The sequence below is a fragment of the Lysobacter fragariae genome, from assembly GCF_054779775.1.
The window spans coordinates 108,826-127,173 of record NZ_BAAGXP010000011.1; the positions used below are offsets into that span (position 1 = coordinate 108,826).

General features: G+C 69.5%; 7 protein-coding genes. 2 read left to right on the forward strand and 5 right to left on the reverse strand.

From position 1 onward, the window contains the following. Positions 1-109 precede the first annotated feature (109 nt). A complete protein-coding gene (locus ACYVD7_RS11400) occupies positions 110-1,366 on the reverse strand; it encodes a TCR/Tet family MFS transporter (protein ID WP_460763132.1) in 1,257 nt (418 codons plus the stop codon). Between the two features lie 635 nt (positions 1,367-2,001). On the opposite strand from ACYVD7_RS11400, the gene gltB reads away from it, so the two are divergent. Next, positions 2,002-6,582, forward strand: a complete 4,581-nt coding sequence (gltB, locus tag ACYVD7_RS11405) for a glutamate synthase large subunit (protein WP_460763135.1) — start codon at positions 2,002-2,004, stop codon at positions 6,580-6,582. Positions 6,583-6,784: 202 nt separating this feature from the next. Next, on the forward strand, positions 6,785-8,314 hold the full coding sequence (locus ACYVD7_RS11410) for an FAD-dependent oxidoreductase (RefSeq protein ID WP_460763426.1): 1,530 nt from the start codon (positions 6,785-6,787) through the stop codon (positions 8,312-8,314). Positions 8,315-8,559: 245 nt separating this feature from the next. Here ACYVD7_RS11410 and folE read toward each other — a convergent pair whose 3' ends face one another. The 4 genes from folE to recC all read right to left on the reverse strand — a co-directional run bounded on the left by folE (position 8,560) and on the right by recC (position 18,287). Further along, the gene (gene folE, locus ACYVD7_RS11415) at positions 8,560-9,150 is read right to left on the reverse strand and encodes a GTP cyclohydrolase I FolE (protein ID WP_460763137.1); all 591 of its coding nucleotides are present in this window, start codon (positions 9,148-9,150) and stop codon (positions 8,560-8,562) included. A 208-nt stretch (positions 9,151-9,358) separates the two neighbouring features. After that, positions 9,359-11,257: an AAA family ATPase gene (locus ACYVD7_RS11420; RefSeq protein ID WP_460763140.1), complete on the reverse strand. Its 1,899-nt coding sequence runs from the start codon at positions 11,255-11,257 to the stop codon at positions 9,359-9,361. After that, positions 11,254-14,910 carry a UvrD-helicase domain-containing protein gene (locus ACYVD7_RS11425; RefSeq protein ID WP_460763143.1) on the reverse strand — a complete coding sequence of 1,219 codons (3,657 nt, stop codon included), beginning with the start codon at positions 14,908-14,910 and terminating at the stop codon, positions 11,254-11,256. Before ACYVD7_RS11425 ends, ACYVD7_RS11420 begins: the two co-directional genes overlap by 4 nt. Continuing rightward, positions 14,907-18,287 (reverse strand): exodeoxyribonuclease V subunit gamma, encoded by a 3,381-nt coding sequence (gene recC, locus ACYVD7_RS11430; protein WP_460763146.1) that lies wholly within the window; start codon positions 18,285-18,287, stop codon positions 14,907-14,909. Before recC ends, ACYVD7_RS11425 begins: the two co-directional genes overlap by 4 nt. Between the last annotated feature and the right edge of the window lie 61 nt (positions 18,288-18,348).

The window sequence follows — 18,348 nt, forward strand, 5'->3', positions numbered from 1 at the left end:
TCCTGAGCGAAGCGAAGGACCTGCTTTTTGCTTGAACAGCAGGCGCCTCACTGCGTTCGGACAGCAGTGGTGCTGACCACGGTTGGCCACGTCACCACGACAAACCGCCTCAGGCCGCGCCGGGCGCTTCCGCCGCCGCCGGCACATGCGCGCGCACGTAACGCCACGCGATCACCAGCGCCGTCGCCAGCAGCACACCCGCCGCGAGGAACGGCGCGCCCGGCAGGTGCAGCGGCGCGTGCTTGCCGATGAAGAACGCGAACACGCTGGTGTAGAACGCCGGCCCGACGATTCCCGCCAGGCTCACCAGGCTGCTCAGCGCGCCCTGGATCCGGCCCTGTGCTTCCGGCCCGACCTCGCGCGTGATCAGCGCCTGGGTGGACGGCATCGCGAACGCCCACAGCGACATGATCGGGATCCCGCACAGGAACAGCAGGCCCGTCGGCGCGATCCCGTAGATCACGAAGCCCACCACGCCCGCAGTCAGCCCGATCAGCAGCGTGCGGCGTTCGCCGAGCTTCGCCACGGCGCGCTTCACCAGCACCGCATTGACCAGCACGCTGAACACGCCGACCACGCCGAGCACGTTGCCCACCAGCTTCTGGTCCCAGCCATAGCGGTAGTCGGCGAACAGCACGAACACGCTGGGAAACACGTAGTGCGCGAGGTTGAGCAGCAGCACCACGCCGACCAGGCTCCAGATCTGCGGATAGCTCTTCAGCAGCTTCACCGAGCCCATCGGCTTGGCGTGCGCCCAGTCGAAGCGCGGCGTGCGGCGTTCGCGTGGATGCGATTCGGGCAGGACGAAGAACCCGTAGGCGAAGTTGCACAGCGCCAGCAGCGCCGCGCCCCAGAACGGCAGGCGCACGTCGATGGCGCCAAGGTGGCCGCCAAGCACCGGCCCGATGATGAAGCCCAGTCCGAACGCCGCACCGAGCATGCCGAAGGCCTGCGCGCGTTTTTCCGGCGGCGTCACGTCGGCGATGTAGGCATTGGCGGTGGTGAAACTCGCGGAGGTGATCGCCGAGATCACCCGGCCCACGAACAGCCACGGCAGCGAGTTGGCCAGCGCCATGAAGATGAAATCCAGCCCCAGGCCCAGGCACGACAGCAGGATCACCGGGCGCCGGCCGTAACGGTCCGAGAGCGCACCCTGCACTGGCGCAGCGAAGAACTGGATCAACGCGAACACGGTGCCGAACACGCCGACCCAGTGCGCCGCCACGCCGGTATCGCCACCGACGAAGTCCTGCACCAGGTGCGGCAGCACCGGGATGATCAAGCCAAACGCAAGGATGTCGATCAGGACGGTGAAGAAGATGAACGTCAGCGCAGCTTTGCGCGCGCCGGTGGTCGATTCGGTCACGGGGGATGGTTTCGAAAAAACGAGAGCCAAGTCTATCGCGGTGCTGTTGTCGCCGTTGTGCACGGATCGCGCGGAGTGCTTCGGTTGCGCGTCGTGGCGTTCAACGTGAAGTGCAACGAGCTGCAGTGCCGGGCTTGCTCGGCACCTGCCTGACAGTACCCGCATCGTCGTCGCGTTCTGGAGCGCGTGCCGAGCCATTGCGGAGCTGAGTAATTTGCCGTCATCCCCGCAAAGGCGGGGAACAGTGACTTTCAAGCCAATGAGAACAAGGTCACTGGACTCCCGCCTTCGCGGCAATGACGAGAAAAACGAGTCTCTTGGGCCGCCCCCGGCCGGCATCCCGGCGGCGCCGCGCGTTTGAAGTTTCGGCTCTAAAAACAGTTTCATTTTCAACTGCTTAGCCGCATGAAAAGCTATTTGCGGCAGCGCACAAATTGTGCTTGATTAGGGCCATCCAAGGGTGTCAGGCCGGCCGGACCGCGCAAGCGAACCGCGGCACGGCGTCCCCGCGATCCGAATGGATGCACAGGTGTTGAACGGATGTTCCGACGCCTCCCGCATGGAGCTCCGCCGCACCGCTGCACGCCTGCTTCGCGTTGTTCCCGCTTCGATCCGAATCGCTTTCGAGGAACGCCATGGACCCCAACCAACCGGGCCCGCAAGGTTTGTACGACCCGCGCGACGAGCGCGACGCCTGTGGCTTCGGCCTGATAGCGCAACTCGACGACACGCCCTCGCCGGAACTGGTGCAGCGCGCGATCAACGCGCTGGTGCGGATGACCCATCGTGGCGGCGTCGCAGCCGACGGCCTCAGCGGCGACGGCTGCGGCGTGCTGATCCGCAAGCCCGACGCCTGGCTGCGCGCGTTGGCCACGGAAGCCGGCATCGCATTGGGCCCGTTGTATGCGGCGGGACTGGTGTTCCTGCCGCACGACGAAGCCGCGGCAACGCGCGCGCGCGCCACCTTTGCAGACGTGTTGCGCGACACGCAGCTGGCAGCTGCGGGCTGGCGGACGGTGCCGGTCGACGTCAGCGCCTGTGGCGAACGCGCGCGCGCGTCGATGCCGCGCATCGAACAGCTGTTCGTGGTGCCAGCGCAGGACAGCAACGGTGCGCAGCCGACGCCCGAACGCTTCCAGCACGCGTTGTACCTCGCGCGCCGCCGGGCGGAACAGCAACTGGCTTCCAGCCAGGATTTCTACGTGGTGACGCTATCCGCGCACGCGATCGGCTACAAGGGCATGGTCCTGCCCGAGCGCCTGGCGCAGCTCTATCCCGACCTGCGGCGCAGCGAGCTCGCCAGCAGCGCCGTCGTGTTCCACCAGCGCTTCTCCACCAATTCCGCGCCGCGCTGGCCGCTGGCGCAGCCGTTCCGCCTGCTCGCGCACAACGGCGAGATCAACACGATCTCCGGCAACCGCGCCTGGGCGCAGGCGCGCGCGCATGCGTGGCGCACCGCCGACTTCGACCCGCGCGAGTTCGATCCGGTGATCGGTATCGATGGCTCGGATTCGCAGTCGCTCGACAACATGCTGGAGCTGCTGCAGGCCGGCGGCTGGGACCTGCTCAAGGCGATGCGCGTGCTGATTCCGCCGGCCACGCAGTCGCTGGAGTACAAGGACGCGGACCTCGCGGCGTTCTACGACTACTACGCGATCAACTCCGAACCGTGGGACGGTCCGGCCGGAATCGTCACCACCGACGCGCGCTTCGCCGCGTGCACGCTCGATCGCAACGGCCTGCGTCCCGCCCGCTGGGCCACCACGCGCGACCGGCATTTCATGATCGCGTCTGAGGCCGGCGTGTTCGATGTCGCCGAGCGCGAGGTGGAGGCCAAGGGCAAGCTCGGCCCGGGCGAGATGATCGCGGTCGACCTGCAGGGCGGCGTGCTGCTCGACAGCGACGCCATCGACGCCATCAATCGCGCGCGCGCGCCGTACAAGCGCTGGCTCAAGCAGGGCATGACCTACCTGCATAGCGAACTGATCGATCCCAGCCTCGCTGCCGAACCCTTCGACCACGAGACACTGGCCCGCTACCAGAAGCTCTTCCAGCTCACCCGCGAGGAGCGCGAACAGGTGCTGCGTCCGCTCGCCGAAACCGAGCAGGAAGCCGTCGGCTCGATGGGCGACGATGTGCCGATGGCGGTGCTGTCGCAGCAGGTACGGCCGCTGTACGACTGCTTCCGCCAGGCGTTCGCGCAGGTGACCAACCCACCCATCGATCCGCTGCGCGAGGACTGCGTGATGTCGCTGGTCACGCAGCTGGGGCAGGAAGGCAACATCTTCGACGACGGGATCGACGACGACGGCACCGATGGAAGCGGCGGCGGCGGCCTGGTGCACCACGTGATGCTCAATTCGCCGGTGTTGTCGCAGCGCAAGCTGCGGCAGGTGCTGTCGATGCCGCCGTTCGCCGGCGCGCACCAGGTGATCCACCTGAATTACGACGCAGAAGAAGGCCTGGAAGCGGCGCTGCGACGCATCTGCGCCGAGTGCGAGGCCGCAGTGCGCGACGGCGTGATCTTCCTCCTGCTGAGCGATCGCTATCCCGAGCGCGACAAACTCGTCGCGCATGCATTGCTCGCCACCGGCGCCGTGCATCACCACCTGATCCGGGTCGGACTGCGCTGCAACGCCAACATCGTGGTCGAGACCGGTACTGCGCGCGACCCGCACCATTTCGCCTGCCTGATCGGCTTCGGTGCGACCGCGGTGTATCCGTATCTGGCGTACCAGACGCTGCACGACCTGGGCGTGCGCGGCATCCTCAAGACCAAGCACGACGAGGTCGCGCAGATCGGCCGCAGTTACCGTCGCGGCGTGAAGAAGGGCCTGCTCAAGATCATCTCCAAGATGGGCATCAGCACCATCGGCAGCTACCGCGGCGCGCAGCTGTTCGAGATCATCGGACTTGACCGCGATGTGGTCGACCTGTGTTTCGCCGGTACGCCGGCGCGCATCGGCGGCGCCGGGTTCGATGCACTGGATCGCGATGCGCAGCACCTCGCCGAACACGCCTGGAACGCCAACGCACTGCCGGAGATCGGTGGCCTGCTCAAGTATGTGCCCGGCGGCGAATACCACCTGTTCAACCCAGACGTGGTGACCCGCCTGCAACGTGCGGTCGCCAGCGGCGAATGGCGCGACTGGCAGCATTACGCCGAAGCGGTGAACGACCGCCCGACCGCGGCGCTGCGTGACCTGCTGCAACTGCGCGTCGCGGCGACGCCGATTCCGATCGAGGACGTCGAGTCGATCGAAGCCATCGTGCGCCGCTTCGACACGGCCGCCATGTCGCTGGGTGCGCTGTCGCCGGAAGCGCACGAAGCGCTCGCGATCGCAATGAATCGCCTCGGCGGTCGCAGCAACTCGGGCGAAGGTGGCGAGGATCCGGCGCGCTACCGCACTGACAAGGTGTCGAAGATCAAGCAGATCGCGTCCGGCCGCTTCGGCGTCACCCCGGAATACCTGGTGAATGCCGACGTACTGCAGATCAAGATCGCGCAGGGCGCCAAGCCCGGCGAGGGCGGCCAGCTACCCGGCCACAAGGTCAACGCGCTGATCGCACGGCTGCGCTACGCCATGCCCGGCATCGGCCTGATCTCACCGCCGCCGCACCACGACATCTATTCGATCGAAGACCTCGCCCAGCTCATCCATGACCTCAAGCAGGTCAATCCCGACGCGCTGGTGTCGGTGAAGCTGGTGTCGCACGCGGGCGTGGGCACGATTGCCACCGGCGTGGTGAAGGCGGGCGCAGACCTTGTCACCATTTCCGGCCACGATGGCGGCACTGGCGCGAGTCCACTGTCATCGATCCGCTACGCCGGCACGCCATGGGAACTGGGCCTGTCGGAAGCGCGACAGGCGCTGCTGGCCAACGACCTGCGCGATCGCGTGATCCTGCAGACCGACGGCGGGCTCAAGAGCGGCCTGGACGTGGTCAAGGCGGCCTTGTTGGGCGCGGAAAGCTTCGGCTTCGGCACCGCGCCGATGATCGCGTTGGGCTGCAAGTACCTGCGCATCTGTCATCTCAACAACTGCGCCACCGGCGTGGCCACGCAGGACGACGCGCTGCGCCGCGACCACTTCACCGGCCTGCCCGAGCGCGTGGAGACCTTCTTCCGCCTGCTCGCGGAGGAGGTGCGGCAGTGGCTGGCGCAGCTGGGCGTGCGTTCGTTGGGTGAGGTGGTGGGTCGTACCGATTTGCTGAAGCAAATCGGGGGCCGTACCGATCTGCTCGAACAGGTCGGCGTTGGTGTCGCTGGCGACGCCTCGAACCCGTCGCAACGGATCGCGGACAACGAGCGGTATCGGCATCCTGACCTTGCGCCGCTGCTCGCCGGCGACGGCCTGGCGCACGGCGGTCATTGCGGCGCACCGGCACCGGCCGTCGCGGCGGAAGGGCTCACGGCGGTTCTCGACGCCGAGTTGCACGACGCCATCGCCAACAAGCGCGGCGGCGAGTTCGCGCACGCGATCCGCAACACCGACCGCAGCATCGGCGCGCGCCTGTCGGGCTTCATCGCCCGCACGCATGGCGACCGTGGCATGGCCGATGCGCCGGTCACGGTGCGCTTCACGGGTGTCGCCGGGCAGAGCTTCGGTGCTTTCCACGCCGGCGGCCTGCACTTCGAACTCACCGGCGAGGCCAATGATTACGTCGGCAAAGGCATGGCCGGCGGTCGCATCGTGCTGAAACCGTCGCCCGACGCCCGCTACGACACCCGCAATGCGCCGATCCTCGGCAACACCTGCCTGTACGGCGCCACCGGCGGCGAGCTGTATGCCGCAGGCCGCGCCGGCGAGCGCTTCGCCGTGCGCAATTCCGGCGCGATCGCCGTGGTCGAAGGCGCCGGCGACCACTGCTGCGAATACATGACCGGCGGCGTGGTCGCGGTGCTGGGGCGCACCGGATTGAACTTCGGTGCGGGCTTTACCGGTGGGCTTGCATACGTGCTCGACCTGGATCGCGATTTCGTCGATCGCTACAACCACGAGCTGATCGACATCCAGCGCATCGCCGGCGACGGCCTGGAAAACTACCGTTCGCACCTGCGCGACCTGCTGCTGGCGCACGTCGCCCACACCGACAGTGCGTGGGCAAGGAAGATCGTCGAGGAGATGCGCGATTTCCTGGGCAAATTCTGGCTGGTGAAACCGAAAGCCGCGAGTCTGGAAGCGCTGGCGGAGAACCTCAGGAGAGCGGCGTGATGGCGTTCGCCCTTGCTTGTAGCTCCCGCGAAAGCGGAAATGCCGTTCAACGGCGAACGCCGGTCAACCCAAAGTCGTTGCTCATCAACGACGAGGCAACCCGCCCGCAACCTTTCCCGACGCGACGTCAAACGCGAACGTCACTGGATTCCCGCCTTCGCGGGAATGACGAAGAACGAGGCTGTGGGTGCGCATGAGCAAGATGGAAACGAAGAAACCTACCGCTGCCCGGCCCGCATTCGGCTTCCGCGAACAGCCGCGGCAGATGCCTGCGCGCATTCCGTTGGCGCTGCGCCAGGACGGCGACTGGAGCGAGCTGTACGGCCGCTTCGACCACGCCGAGGCGAAGCACCAGGCCGGGCGCTGCCTCGATTGCGGCAACCCGTATTGCGCGTGGAAGTGCCCGCTGCACAACTACATCCCGCAGTGGCTGGAGCTCGCGCGCCAGGGCCGCGTCACCGAAGCCGCATCGCTGTGCCACGAAACCAACCCGCTGCCGGAAATCTGCGGTCGCGTGTGTCCGCAGGACCGCCTGTGCGAAGGCAGCTGCACGCTCAACGACGGCTTTGGCGCGGTGACCATTGGCGCGGTGGAGAAATACATCGTCGATGCCGCACTCGCCGAAGGCTGGCGCCCGGATCTGTCGAACGTGGTGGCCACCGGCAAGCGCGTCGCGGTGATCGGCGCGGGTCCCGCCGGCTTGTCGTGCGCGGATCGCCTCGCGCGCGCGGGCGTGGAAGCCACCGTGTTCGATCGCTACGAAGCCATCGGCGGTCTGCTGCACTTCGGCATCCCCAGCTTCAAGCTCGACAAGACGGTGATGGTGTCGCGGCGCGAGATCCTCGACGGCATGGGCGTGCAGTTCCGCCTCGGTGTCGAAGTCGGTCGCGACGTGACCCTGGAATCGCTCATCGACGACTTCGACGCGGTGTTCCTCGGCCTGGGCAGCTACCGCTACACCGACGGCGGCCTGCCCGGCCAGGATCTCGCGAACGTGCTGCCGGCACTGCCGTTCCTGGTGCAGAACGGCCGCATCGTGCATGCCGCCGCCGATGCCAGGGCGTCGTCCGAGGGCCTGCCGCCGGTGAGCAAGGCCATCGCGGGTTGGGAAGACCACATCGCCCTGCCCGACCTGCGCGGCAAGCGCGTGGTCGTGCTCGGCGGTGGCGACACCGGCATGGATTGCGTGCGCAGCGCGGTGCGCCTGGGCGCGGCGAGCGTGAGCTGCGTCTACCGCCGCGACGAAGCCAACATGCCCGGCTCCGCGCGCGAAGTGGCGAATGCGCGCGAGGAAGGCGTGCAGTTCCTGTTCAACCGCCAGCCGCTGGCGTTGCTTGGCGACGACCACGTCACCGGCGTGCGTGTGGCCGACACCGTGCTGGGCGAACCCGACGCGCGCGGTCGTCGCAATGCGGTGGTGGTGGCGGGTACCGAATCGGTGCTGGCAGCGGACGTCGTGATCATCGCGTTCGGGTTCCAGCCCGATCCGCCGGCGTGGCTGGCCACGCACGGCATCGAGCTGGAGCGCGATGGCCGTATCCGCGTCGGGCGCGAGCGGTCGCGTTGCGGTAGTGATTGCGCGACGCAGGATTCGCTATTGCCGTTCCAGACCACGCACCCTTGCGTCTTCGCGGGCGGTGATGCGGCGCGCGGTGCAGATCTGGTGGTGACAGCGGCCTATGAGGGGCGCGAAGCCGCTGCGGCGATCGTGCAGGCGATCCTTGGGCGTTGATACAAGAATTCAGCGCTCCATCATTCTGGGCCGCGGGCGCGGCCCTTGCCGGACGGCCACTTCACGCTTGTCGTGGGCCGACCGCGCACCCGAAGGTTTTCGCCGGCGGCGATGCGGTGCGCGGGGCGGACTTGGTGGTGACGGCCGCTTACGAAGGCCGCGAGGCGGCGGCGAGCATCGTGCGGGTATTGCTGGGCTAACCCCGCGGCCTCGGCGTCAGGCACCGAGGCCGAATACCCCAGCCCTCAGCGCCCCGGGCCCACGTCGATGAACTGCAGGAACTCGGCGCGGGTGCGTGCGTCCTCACGGAAGCTGCCGAGCATCTTCGAGGTGATCATGCTCACGCCGCGCTTGTGCACGCCGCGGGTGGTCATGCATTCGTGCGCACCTTCGATGACGACGCCGACGCCGCGCGGCTGCAGCACGTGCTGGATGCAGTCGGCGATCTGCGCGGTCATCTTCTCCTGCACCTGCAGGCGGCGCGCGTAGGTCTCGACCACGCGGGCGAGCTTGCTGATGCCCACCACCTTGCCGTCGGGCAGGTAGCCGACGTGGGCCTTGCCGATGATCGGCGCCATGTGGTGCTCGCAATGGCTCTCGAACTCGATGTCGCGCAGCACGATCATCTCGTCGTAGCCGGCCACTTCCTCGAAGGTGCGCGCCAGGTATTCGGCGGGGTCCTCGCCGTAGCCGCTGAACCAGTCGCCGTAGGCGGTGACCACGCGCTTGGGCGTGTCGATCAGGCCTTCGCGGGCCGGATCGTCGCCGGCCCAGGCGAGCAGGGTGCGGACAGCGGCTTCGGCCTGGTCGCGGCTGGGCTTGGGGGTGTCGGCCATGGCGGGTTCAATGCGTACGTGGGGAGGGGAATGCTACTCCGCGCCGCGAGGTATTGGGCGCGCGACGGATTCCAGCGCGGAGGAGCTTGGCTACGCGGCTCCGACTGGCAGCCTCGCGGGCAGGTCCTCGGCGTCGGTCGATTCGACCGGGTCGGGCACCGAACGGGCAGATGGCGAGTCATAAAAGAGGGGCGGCAAGCTCGCGCGTTCAACGCAGTCTGGAGGCCAGCCCCGAGACGCGCTGTGCATGCCGCGACAATGCTTCGCGTAGCACCGCCTCGCTGCCGCACACGTGCACCGCCTGGCGGGCGCGGGTCAGCGCCGTGTACACCAGCTCGCGCGAGAGCGTGCGCGCGTCCTGCCGCGGCAGTAGCAGCCACACGGTGTCGTATTCGGAGCCCTGCGCCTTGTGCACCGTCATCGCGAACGCGCCGCCGTGTGCCGGCAGCGCGGCGGGATGGAACCCGCGCACGCCTTCGCCGCCGGGGAACCAGGCGACCACGGTGCCGGCGGCATCACGCAGGCACACGCCGATGTCGCCATTGAACAGGCCATGGCGGTAGCTGTTCTCGGTCACCAGCAGCAGGCGGCCATGGAAGTAGCGTTCGCGCTGCGCCCCGGCCAGCGCTTCCTCGATGCGCGTGTTGAGCTGGACCGCGCCCTGCGGCCCCTCGCGCAGTGCAGTAAGCACGCGGGCACGGTCGGCGAGCGCGAGCGCGACCTGCGGATCCTCGACATCGGCCAGCGCGCGCCACGGCGCCAGCAGTGCGGTCCTTGCGTCCGCGGCCAGCGGATCGGCGAGCCCGGCGTGGAAATGCACGCCGGACAGCGCGCCCGTGCGCAACAGGTCGAGCAGCGTGTCGGCATCGCCACCGCGCGCCGCCTTGGCGAGCGGGGCGAGGTCCAGCGTCTCGGATTGGCGGTAACCGCGACTGAGATGCACGCGCGGCAGGCGCGTGAATGCGGGGATCGCTGCCGGCATTTCCGGCGCGCCCGACACGGCGGCGTCGCTGATGGGCCCACGCGCGAACAAGTCAGCCTGCGCGGGATCGGCAACGCCGCGGGGGCGGCGCGCACCCGGCATCGAAGGCACCGTCGGCGTAGTCGGTGGCGCTGGAGTGATCGCGGTTTCATCCATCGCCGCCGCCACGATCGCGGCGAGCACGTCGCCGGCTTCCACCGACGGCAACTGGTCCGGATCGCCCAGCAACAGCAGGCGCGCGCCATCGGGGACCGCTTCGACCAGCTTGCACATCAGTGGCAGGTCGACCATCGACGCCTCATCCACCACGACCACGTCGAACGGCAGCGGATGGTCGACGTCGTGGCGGAAGCGCGGCCGTCCGGGCACCGTCCCGAGCAGGCGATGCAACGTGCGCGCCTGCTGCGGCAGCGCCGCGCACAACGCAGGATCCACGCCCGGCGTCCCCTGCAGTTGCGCGACGGCCTTGCGCAGGCTTTGCGCCATGCGTTCGGCCGCGCGGCCGGTGGGTGCCGCCAACGCGATGCGCGGTGCGCGCCGTCCCTCGGCGCGGGCCTGCGCCAACAGCAACAGCAGCAGCCGCGCGATGGTGGTGGTCTTGCCGGTGCCGGGACCGCCGGTGATGACGAGCAGCGACCGCCGCAGCGCCAACCATGCCGCCCGCGCCTGGGCGTCATCGGGATTCGGAAACAGCGCGCCGAACGCGTCGAGAGCGGCGATCTGCGTGGGTTCGCCAGCGTTCTGCGCGGCCAGGCGTCGCAGGTGCGCGGCCAGTCGGCGTTCGTACTCGCGGTAGCGGCGCAGGTAGAGCAGGTCGTCTTCCAGCACCAGCGGCGCATCGGCCGCGGCGGCGACGTCCGCGCCGGGCGTGGCGACCCAGCGCGAATCCTGCAAGGCCGCGCGCCACGCGGCCGGCTCTGGCCAGGACACGTCGATGTCGAGCAGTTCCGGCGGGCGGGCGAGGTCGATGCCGGCGTGGCCCAGCGCGATCGCGTGCGACGCCAGCGCCGTCGCGGCCAGCACGGCATCGGGCGTGGCTGGATCCAGGCGGCGCAGGCTCTGCGCCAATGCATGGTCGACGGTGCGCAGCACGCCGTGGCGATGGAGCAGGTCGAGCAGGCTCATGCCAGCCCTCCTGCGAACAGGGCGTCGAGCGCCTCGACCAGCGCGCGCGGCGGTACATGTGCGTGCACCCCCGGCGCAGCGGAATCGTTCGCGTCCAGGCCGCGGCAGTACAGGTAGCGCACGCCACCGAAATGGCGGTCGTAGTCGTAATCCGCACCGAGGCGGAAGCGCAGCCAGCGATGCAGGGCCAGCGTGTAGATCAGCGCCTGCAAGGTGTATTCGCTCTCGTCCATCGCCGCGTCGAGCGTCGCCGCGTCGTAGGCGGGCAGCCGATTGGATTTGTAGTCGAGCAGGTAGGTGCGGCCGGCGTGCGGGCCGTCAGACAAGGTGCTGTCAACCGGGGCATCGTCAACCAGTGTGTAGACCAGGTCGATCTTGCCGGTCATCAGGCCTTCCAGCCGCTGGCGCAGGCCGAAGGCATGGCGCGCGCGCAGCACGCCGTGCGCGTGCAGCCCGGCGAGCAGTTGCTCGACGCTGACGGACTGTAGCGAGAAGTGGAATTCCATTTCCGCGCGACGCTGCGCGGTGGGCACATCGCACAGGCGTACGCCCTCGGGCAGCACGGCATTGAGGGTGTCGCTGACCAGCTTCGCCAGCACGGGCAAGCCGTCGTCGCTGTCTGCAGCGGTGTAGCCGCCGCCGGACAGCGCCTCGCGCAACGGCGATTCCTGCCCCGCCGGAATCGCGCCACCGGCATCGCACCAGGCGGCGAAGTCCACCCGCTCCAGCGCCGCGTGCAGCACGTTGCCGAAGCGGCTGCCGCTGAAACGACGGTCGTAATCGGCGGCCGGTGGCGCTTCGGGTTCGTCGCCGGCGCCGACTTCGGCACCAGTCGCCGCAGCTGCGTGGCTGCTGTCCTCGCGCGCCAGCTGGGTGAAGCTGTACACCCACCAGTCGCGCGGCAACGCGCGCTGCACCACGCGGGCCGCAGGCACCTCGCCGGCCGCTTCCGGTGGCAATGGCAGCAACTCGGCGGGGATAGCCGGATCGGTGTCGAGCACGATGGCGCCGTCGGTGTCATCCGTGAGCGTCGCGATATCGCCGAGCAGGCGCGCCAGTGGCGTGTCGTCGTAGCCGAACAACGGGCCCGCGGCGAGCCACAGCGCGTGCCGGGCGCGGGTCAGGCCGACGTAGAGCAGGCGCGCGTCTTCGGCGACTTCTTCCTGCTGGCGTGCGGCGACTGCATCGGTCCAGGCGGATGCATCGACGTCGCGTCCGGTGTCCAGCTGCAGCGTGCGACCCTGCGCGGACAGCACTTCGCACCAGCGCCGCGGTGATTTGCGTTCACGACCGACACCCGCGAACGGCAGGAACACCAGCGGGAATTCCAGGCCCTTGCTCTTGTGAAGCGTCATCACCTGCACGCGCTGGGCGTCCGATTCCAGGCGTAGCTGCTGGGTTTCATCACGGTCATCGGCCTCGGCGATGCGGCGACGCAGCCAGTCGACCAGGCCGTGCACGCCCAGCGCGGTGGTCGTGGCTTCCTGCAGCACTTCGGCCAGCTGCAGCAGGTTGGTGAGGCGGCGTTCGCCGTCGAGCAGCTGCAGCAGGTGCGGTGCCTGTTCGGCGCAGCGGTCGGAAATCAGCGCCAGCGGGCCATGGCGCTCCCAACGCTCGCGCCAGTCCAGCGCGCGCAGCTGCCAGGTGGCGCGCAGGTGGTCGTCCTCGTCGAAGCGCGCCAGCATCGCCGCGTCCATGCCCAGCCACACGCTGGCCAAGGCGCCGCGCAGCCGCGCCTCGTCGCCGGGATGCAGCAGCGCTTCCAACAACGCGAGCACTTCCTGCGCCTGCGCGCTGTGGAACAAGCTCAACCGCCCCGCCGCGACAGCCGGGATGCCGGCACGGGTGAGCAGCTCCTGCATCAGCGTCGCCTCGCGGTGCTCGCGCACCAGCACGGCGAGATCGCCCGGGCGCACGGCACGGCCGCGGATCATCGCCGCGCCGCGACGGGCGTCGCCGAGCAACGTGTGCATCGCGGTGACGCAGGCTTCCGCGGCGCGGCGCCGGGAATCGTCGGCTTTCCACGCGCCACCGCCGTCGGGTGCGGGCAGCTGCCGCAGGGTCAGGGCGGGCGCGTTGATGCCCGCGCGCTGGTAGTCGTCGTCGTGCGCGGTGCCACCGGGTTCCACGGCGAGAAAACGGATCTTGGCATCGCCGAAGGCGGTGTCGCCGCCGCGGTCGTACAGCGCCTGGATCGCGCGCAGCACGGCCGGACGCGAACGGAAATTCTGGCGCAGCTCCGGTAAGCGTCGGATGCCCGGGGTCGTGGCGGCCGCAAGGTACGTATGGACGTCACCGCCACGGAACCGGTAGATCGCCTGCTTGGGATCGCCGATCAGGAAGAGATTGGCGACGTCCGGGTTGGCCGCGTCCGTGTTGGTGGCATCCGTGTCAGCCGCCGTGTTCGCGTCGCCGCCGAACACGCGTCGAAAAATCGCCCACTGCCGCGGGTCGGTGTCCTGGAACTCGTCCACCAGCGCCACCGCGTACTGCTGGCGCAACCGCTGCATCAGCGCGTCGCCGTGCGCGCCCTCGAGTGCACCGGCCACGCCCTCGATCAGATCGTCGAAGGTCTGCACGCGGCGCAGGCGCTTGAGTCGTGCCAGGCGCGACGCGGCCTGCGCGCGCAGGCGGTGGACCAGGCCGATGGTCTGGTCGGCCAGCCACGCTTCGCGCGCAAGGTCGGCGTCGAGCCACGCCGCCAGCGCGTCGAACACCGGCGACGCGGGCAACTGCGCCTCGCGGCCGGCTTTGGCGTGTTCCCGCAACCGCGCGGGCGTGAGTTTGTCGAGATGATCGTCCGTACGTTTCAGCGCGCGCATCGCGATGCCCTGCGCAAGCGACTTCCACGCCTTCTCGTAACTGGGCCGCTTCGCCTTCTGCCCGTTCATCACGCCCGCAGCGAAAGCGTCGGCCAGCGCCGACTGCGCGTGTTCGCCGTGTTCACGGTAGGCGGCCTGCAGCGTCGCGAACGCCTGCTGCAACGCCGGCACCGGATCCGGCACTGCCGGGGGCGATGGAGGCAGCACGTCATTCGCCGCAAGCAGGGCGCCGAGGTCCTTCGCCAGCTCCTCCGGTCCCGACCACTCGCGCGCGAGCAGCTCGGCGTCGCTGGCGTCGGCACCGAACGCGCGCCACAGGTCGGCGGCGACTTCGTCGCGCAGTTCGGTGTCGCTGCCCACCAGTTCGGCGGCGAGGAACGGCTGCCCGGCCTCGAGCGCGTGATCGCCGAGGACGCGCATGCAGAAGCCGTGGATGGTGAACACCGCGGCCAAGTCGATCTCGTGCGCGGCGCGCAACAGCCGCGCCTGCAGCGCGGCGGCGTCTTCATGCGCGAGCCGGCGTGCGATCAGCGCGCCGGTGAGCGCGGTTTCAGCATCGTCCGCCGACGCCTGCGCGCCACTGGCGAGGCGCGCGGCCAGAGTGAGGCGCTGGCGCAGGCGTTCGCGCAGCTCCTGGGTGGCGGCTTCGGTGAAGGTGACGGCCAGGATCTGGCCAACACGCAGCTCGCGCTCGATCACCAGGCGCGTGACCAGCGTGGCGAGCGTGAAGGTCTTGCCGGTGCCGGCGCTGGCCTCGATCAGCTGCAGGCCGGTCAGCGGCTGGTCGAGATACGGATCGCGCGGCGGCGCGTGCGCGGCGGCAACGTTCATGCGGCACCTGCGCTGCGCGCGTGGACCACCGCGTCGAACACCTGCGTGGCGATTGCGCGGAACTGGTCGCCCAGTACCTCGTCGGCAAACGGATCGTGGCCGCGCAGCACCAGTTGCGCGCTCACAGTGGCGCTTTCGCTCCAGCCGTTGTTGCCGCCCGTCCAGGCGTCGCGCGCGCGCTCCCATGGGCTTTTTCGGGACGCCGCGGTGCCGGCGCGTTGCTGCTGCTCGGCCTGGTACCAGACCCATCCCGAGCGCGGCAGGAATGGCAGCGCCTCACGCAGGCCGCGTTCGCGCAGGCGCAGCAGGACCCGCAGCGCGTCCTGCGCCTGCGCTTGCGCTGCCGGATCGCGAGGATGCGGCCCCAGTTTCTTGTTCTGCAGCGCGAACTGCCACAACGGCTGCGGCTGCCCGAATGCGCACAGCATCAGCCAGTCGAGCCCGTGAGAGATCTGCGCCGGACCGTGCAACTCGTCGAAACGCAGGCGCGCCAGTCCGTGTGCGTAGAGGTTGTCGATGCGGCCGTACAGGCGAATGCCGTCGAGCTCGAAGTCGACGTTCAGCACGCGCGGCTCGCCTACGCGCCAGGCGCGGAACGCATCGGCATAGGGCTGCACCTCGGTGCGCACGCGTTCGAGCTGGCGTGCGCCCATCGGCCCGGACGGCAGCATCGCCCGTGCGCGCAGGCGCTGGGCGAGATCGTCGGTGGCGCCGGCGACGCAGGCGTCGAACACCGCATGCTGCAGCTTCCAGCGCTGCAGGCCACGCGCGGGCAGGGTCAGTGGCTCGGTGTCGTCATCGGCGTCGGCTTCTTCCGGCAGGCGCACGTTGAGCCGCTGGCGCAGGAACGCGGCGGGCGGATCGGAGAGGAACTTGCGCAACTCGGTGACGCTCAGCTCCTCCGTGTCCTCGCGCGGCGGCGGCGCGGGCAGCGGTCCGGACACCCACGCACCCAGCGGCCGGCGCTCGCCACTCTGGCTCTGCGCGGCCGGACGCCATTCCCCGCGATAGCTGAAGCGCCGTGGTTCCCCTTCTTCGTCCGTACCGGCGCCGAACGCGGCCGGCGCGAACGGCTGCAACGGATGGCGCACGACGAAAGCCTGGCGCACCTGCGCCGGTTGCGCGTGATAGCGCGCCGCAGTGTCGAGCAGTTCCGACACCAGCACCGACGGCTCGCGCTCGCTGCCGTCGCGCGGATCGGCACCGAGGTAGCTCAGGTAGAGCACGTCGTTGGCGGCGGCGAACAGCTGCAGGAACAGGAAGCGGTCGTCCTCACGCAGCGAGCGGTCGCCGTGTCGGCGCGCCGGGCCACCCAGTTCGGCCGCCAGCTTGTTCAATCCACCGGCCGGATCGCGGCGCGGGTAGTCGCCGTCGTTCATGCCCAGCAACGCGATCACCCGGAACGGCAGCAGGCGCAGCGGCACCATGCGGCCGAAACTGACGCCGCCGGTGAGCAGCGGCGCGCGGGTGTCGGCTTGCGTCAGCGCGCTCTGGAAATGCGCGCGCACGACTTCCGGCGGGACCGGCGAGTCGAAGCCCGCCACTTCCGCGGCCCGGGCGAAGTCGTCGAGCAGGCCGTGCAGGCGTTCGCGCGCGCGCTGGTCGTTGCCCGTGCGCAGGTGCTCGGGCAGCAGCGCGGCGAGCAGGTCGAGCAGGCGCTCGCGCCACAGTGCGGGCGACATCGCGGTGGCGAACACGCGCTCGTGCCGGGCCAGCACGCGCAGCACCCGGATCAGCGCATCGAGCGCGTCCAGCGCGCTGCCTTCCATGTCGGTGAAAGGGGCGATACCCAGGATCGGCGCATCATCGTCGCTGGCGTGACCCAACAGCAGGCGGTCGAGCGCGAACGCCCAGGTGCAGGCATCGTCGCGCGGGGCGTCGTGGCGGCTGCGGTGCGCGGCGTCCAGGCCCCAGCGCGCGCCGGCTTCGCTCAGCCAGCCGTGCAGGCGCTCCAGTGCGGCCGCGTCGAGTTGCGCGGCGTCGGCCAGCGCAGGCGTGGCAAGCAGGTCGAGCACCTCGCTCAGGCCGAAGCGCGACACCGGCAGCGCCAACAGCTGCAGGAACACCGCCGCCAAAGGTTCGGCCGCCATCGGGCTGGTGTCGGCGAGCGCGTAGGGAATCGCTTCATGGCGCGCTCCGCCGCCGAACACCGCGGCAATGTGCGGCACGTAAGGATCGATGTCGGGCGCGAGCACGGCGATCTCGCGCGGCTGCAGCGGCGGATCGAAGCGCCGGCCTTCGGGGAGATCGTTCTCCAGCAGGCCGCGCAACTGGTCGTGCAGCACCTGCACCTCGCGCAGGCGGGTGTGGCAGGCATGCACCTGCACACTGGCGTCCTCGCGATCGAGTGCGGCGCGCCAGGGCGTTGCCGGCGGACCGCGCCGGTGCAGCAGATCGCGCTTCAGGCGTTGCAACAGGGATTCGTTCGCCGTGTCGCCGCGCACCTCCGGGTCGTCGTAGGCGGCGATTTCGCCGGAGGGGTGCACGACTTCGTAGCCGCCGAGCACGGCCATGAAGTCGCGGCCGGCCGCGCCCCAGGCCTGCAGCAGGGGGCTCTCATCGGCGCTGGCCTCGTCGGGATCGAACGCCCCCTCGCCCGCACGCAGGCGCTCCGCCAGCGTGCCCAGGTCGCCCCAGTACTTGCGGGTGGGCGTGGGCAGGTAGAAATGCAGGGTCCCCACGCGCGCCTGGGTGGCGATCACGCGCAACACGTCGGGCGAGACATTGAGCGTGGCGAATGCGAACAGTCGCGGCGGCAATCCCGCCGGCAGAGGGCCCGTGCCGCCGTCCTTGCCGCCAGCAGCGCCGCCAAAGCGGCCGAGGTAATCATCGATGCGCCGCGCGCGATGGCGCTGGCCGCGCGCGACGCGTCGCCACAGCGCAGCCTGCGGATCACTCGGCGACGACCCGGCCTCCCAGGCCAGCAGCCAGTCGCGACGCCAGGCCTGGTACTTCTCGAACACGCTGGCCAGCTCGCCCGCCAACGACCAGGGCTTGAGCGGATCCTCGCCGGCGAGGTAGCCGCGCAGCGTCTGCAGGGCCGGTTCGCGCAGCGCATCGGGGTCGCCAAGGGACGCGTACAGGCGCCAGTGCAGCGCCGTCGCGTCCAGGTCCTCGTCGGCGCCCGCGACGTTGGCATCGAGCGCACGGCGAACGAATTCGCCCGGGGTCAGGAACTCCAGGTTGGCGGCGATGCCGTATTCCTTTGCCAGCGTCGCCTGCAGCCAGCGCCGCATCGCCACCTGCGGCACCAGCACGATATCCGGCGCCAGCAGCGGCTGGCCGGAAGCGGGATGCCGCAGCTCGTCCGCCAGCAATCCGGCCAGTACCTCCAGGGCGTTGGAGTGGTAGAGGCGGAAATCGGGCGCGGCGGGCATCGACCCATCTTGCCGTACGCCAGTCGCAAACGACGAGACGCGAGGATGTTGCCTGCCCCAC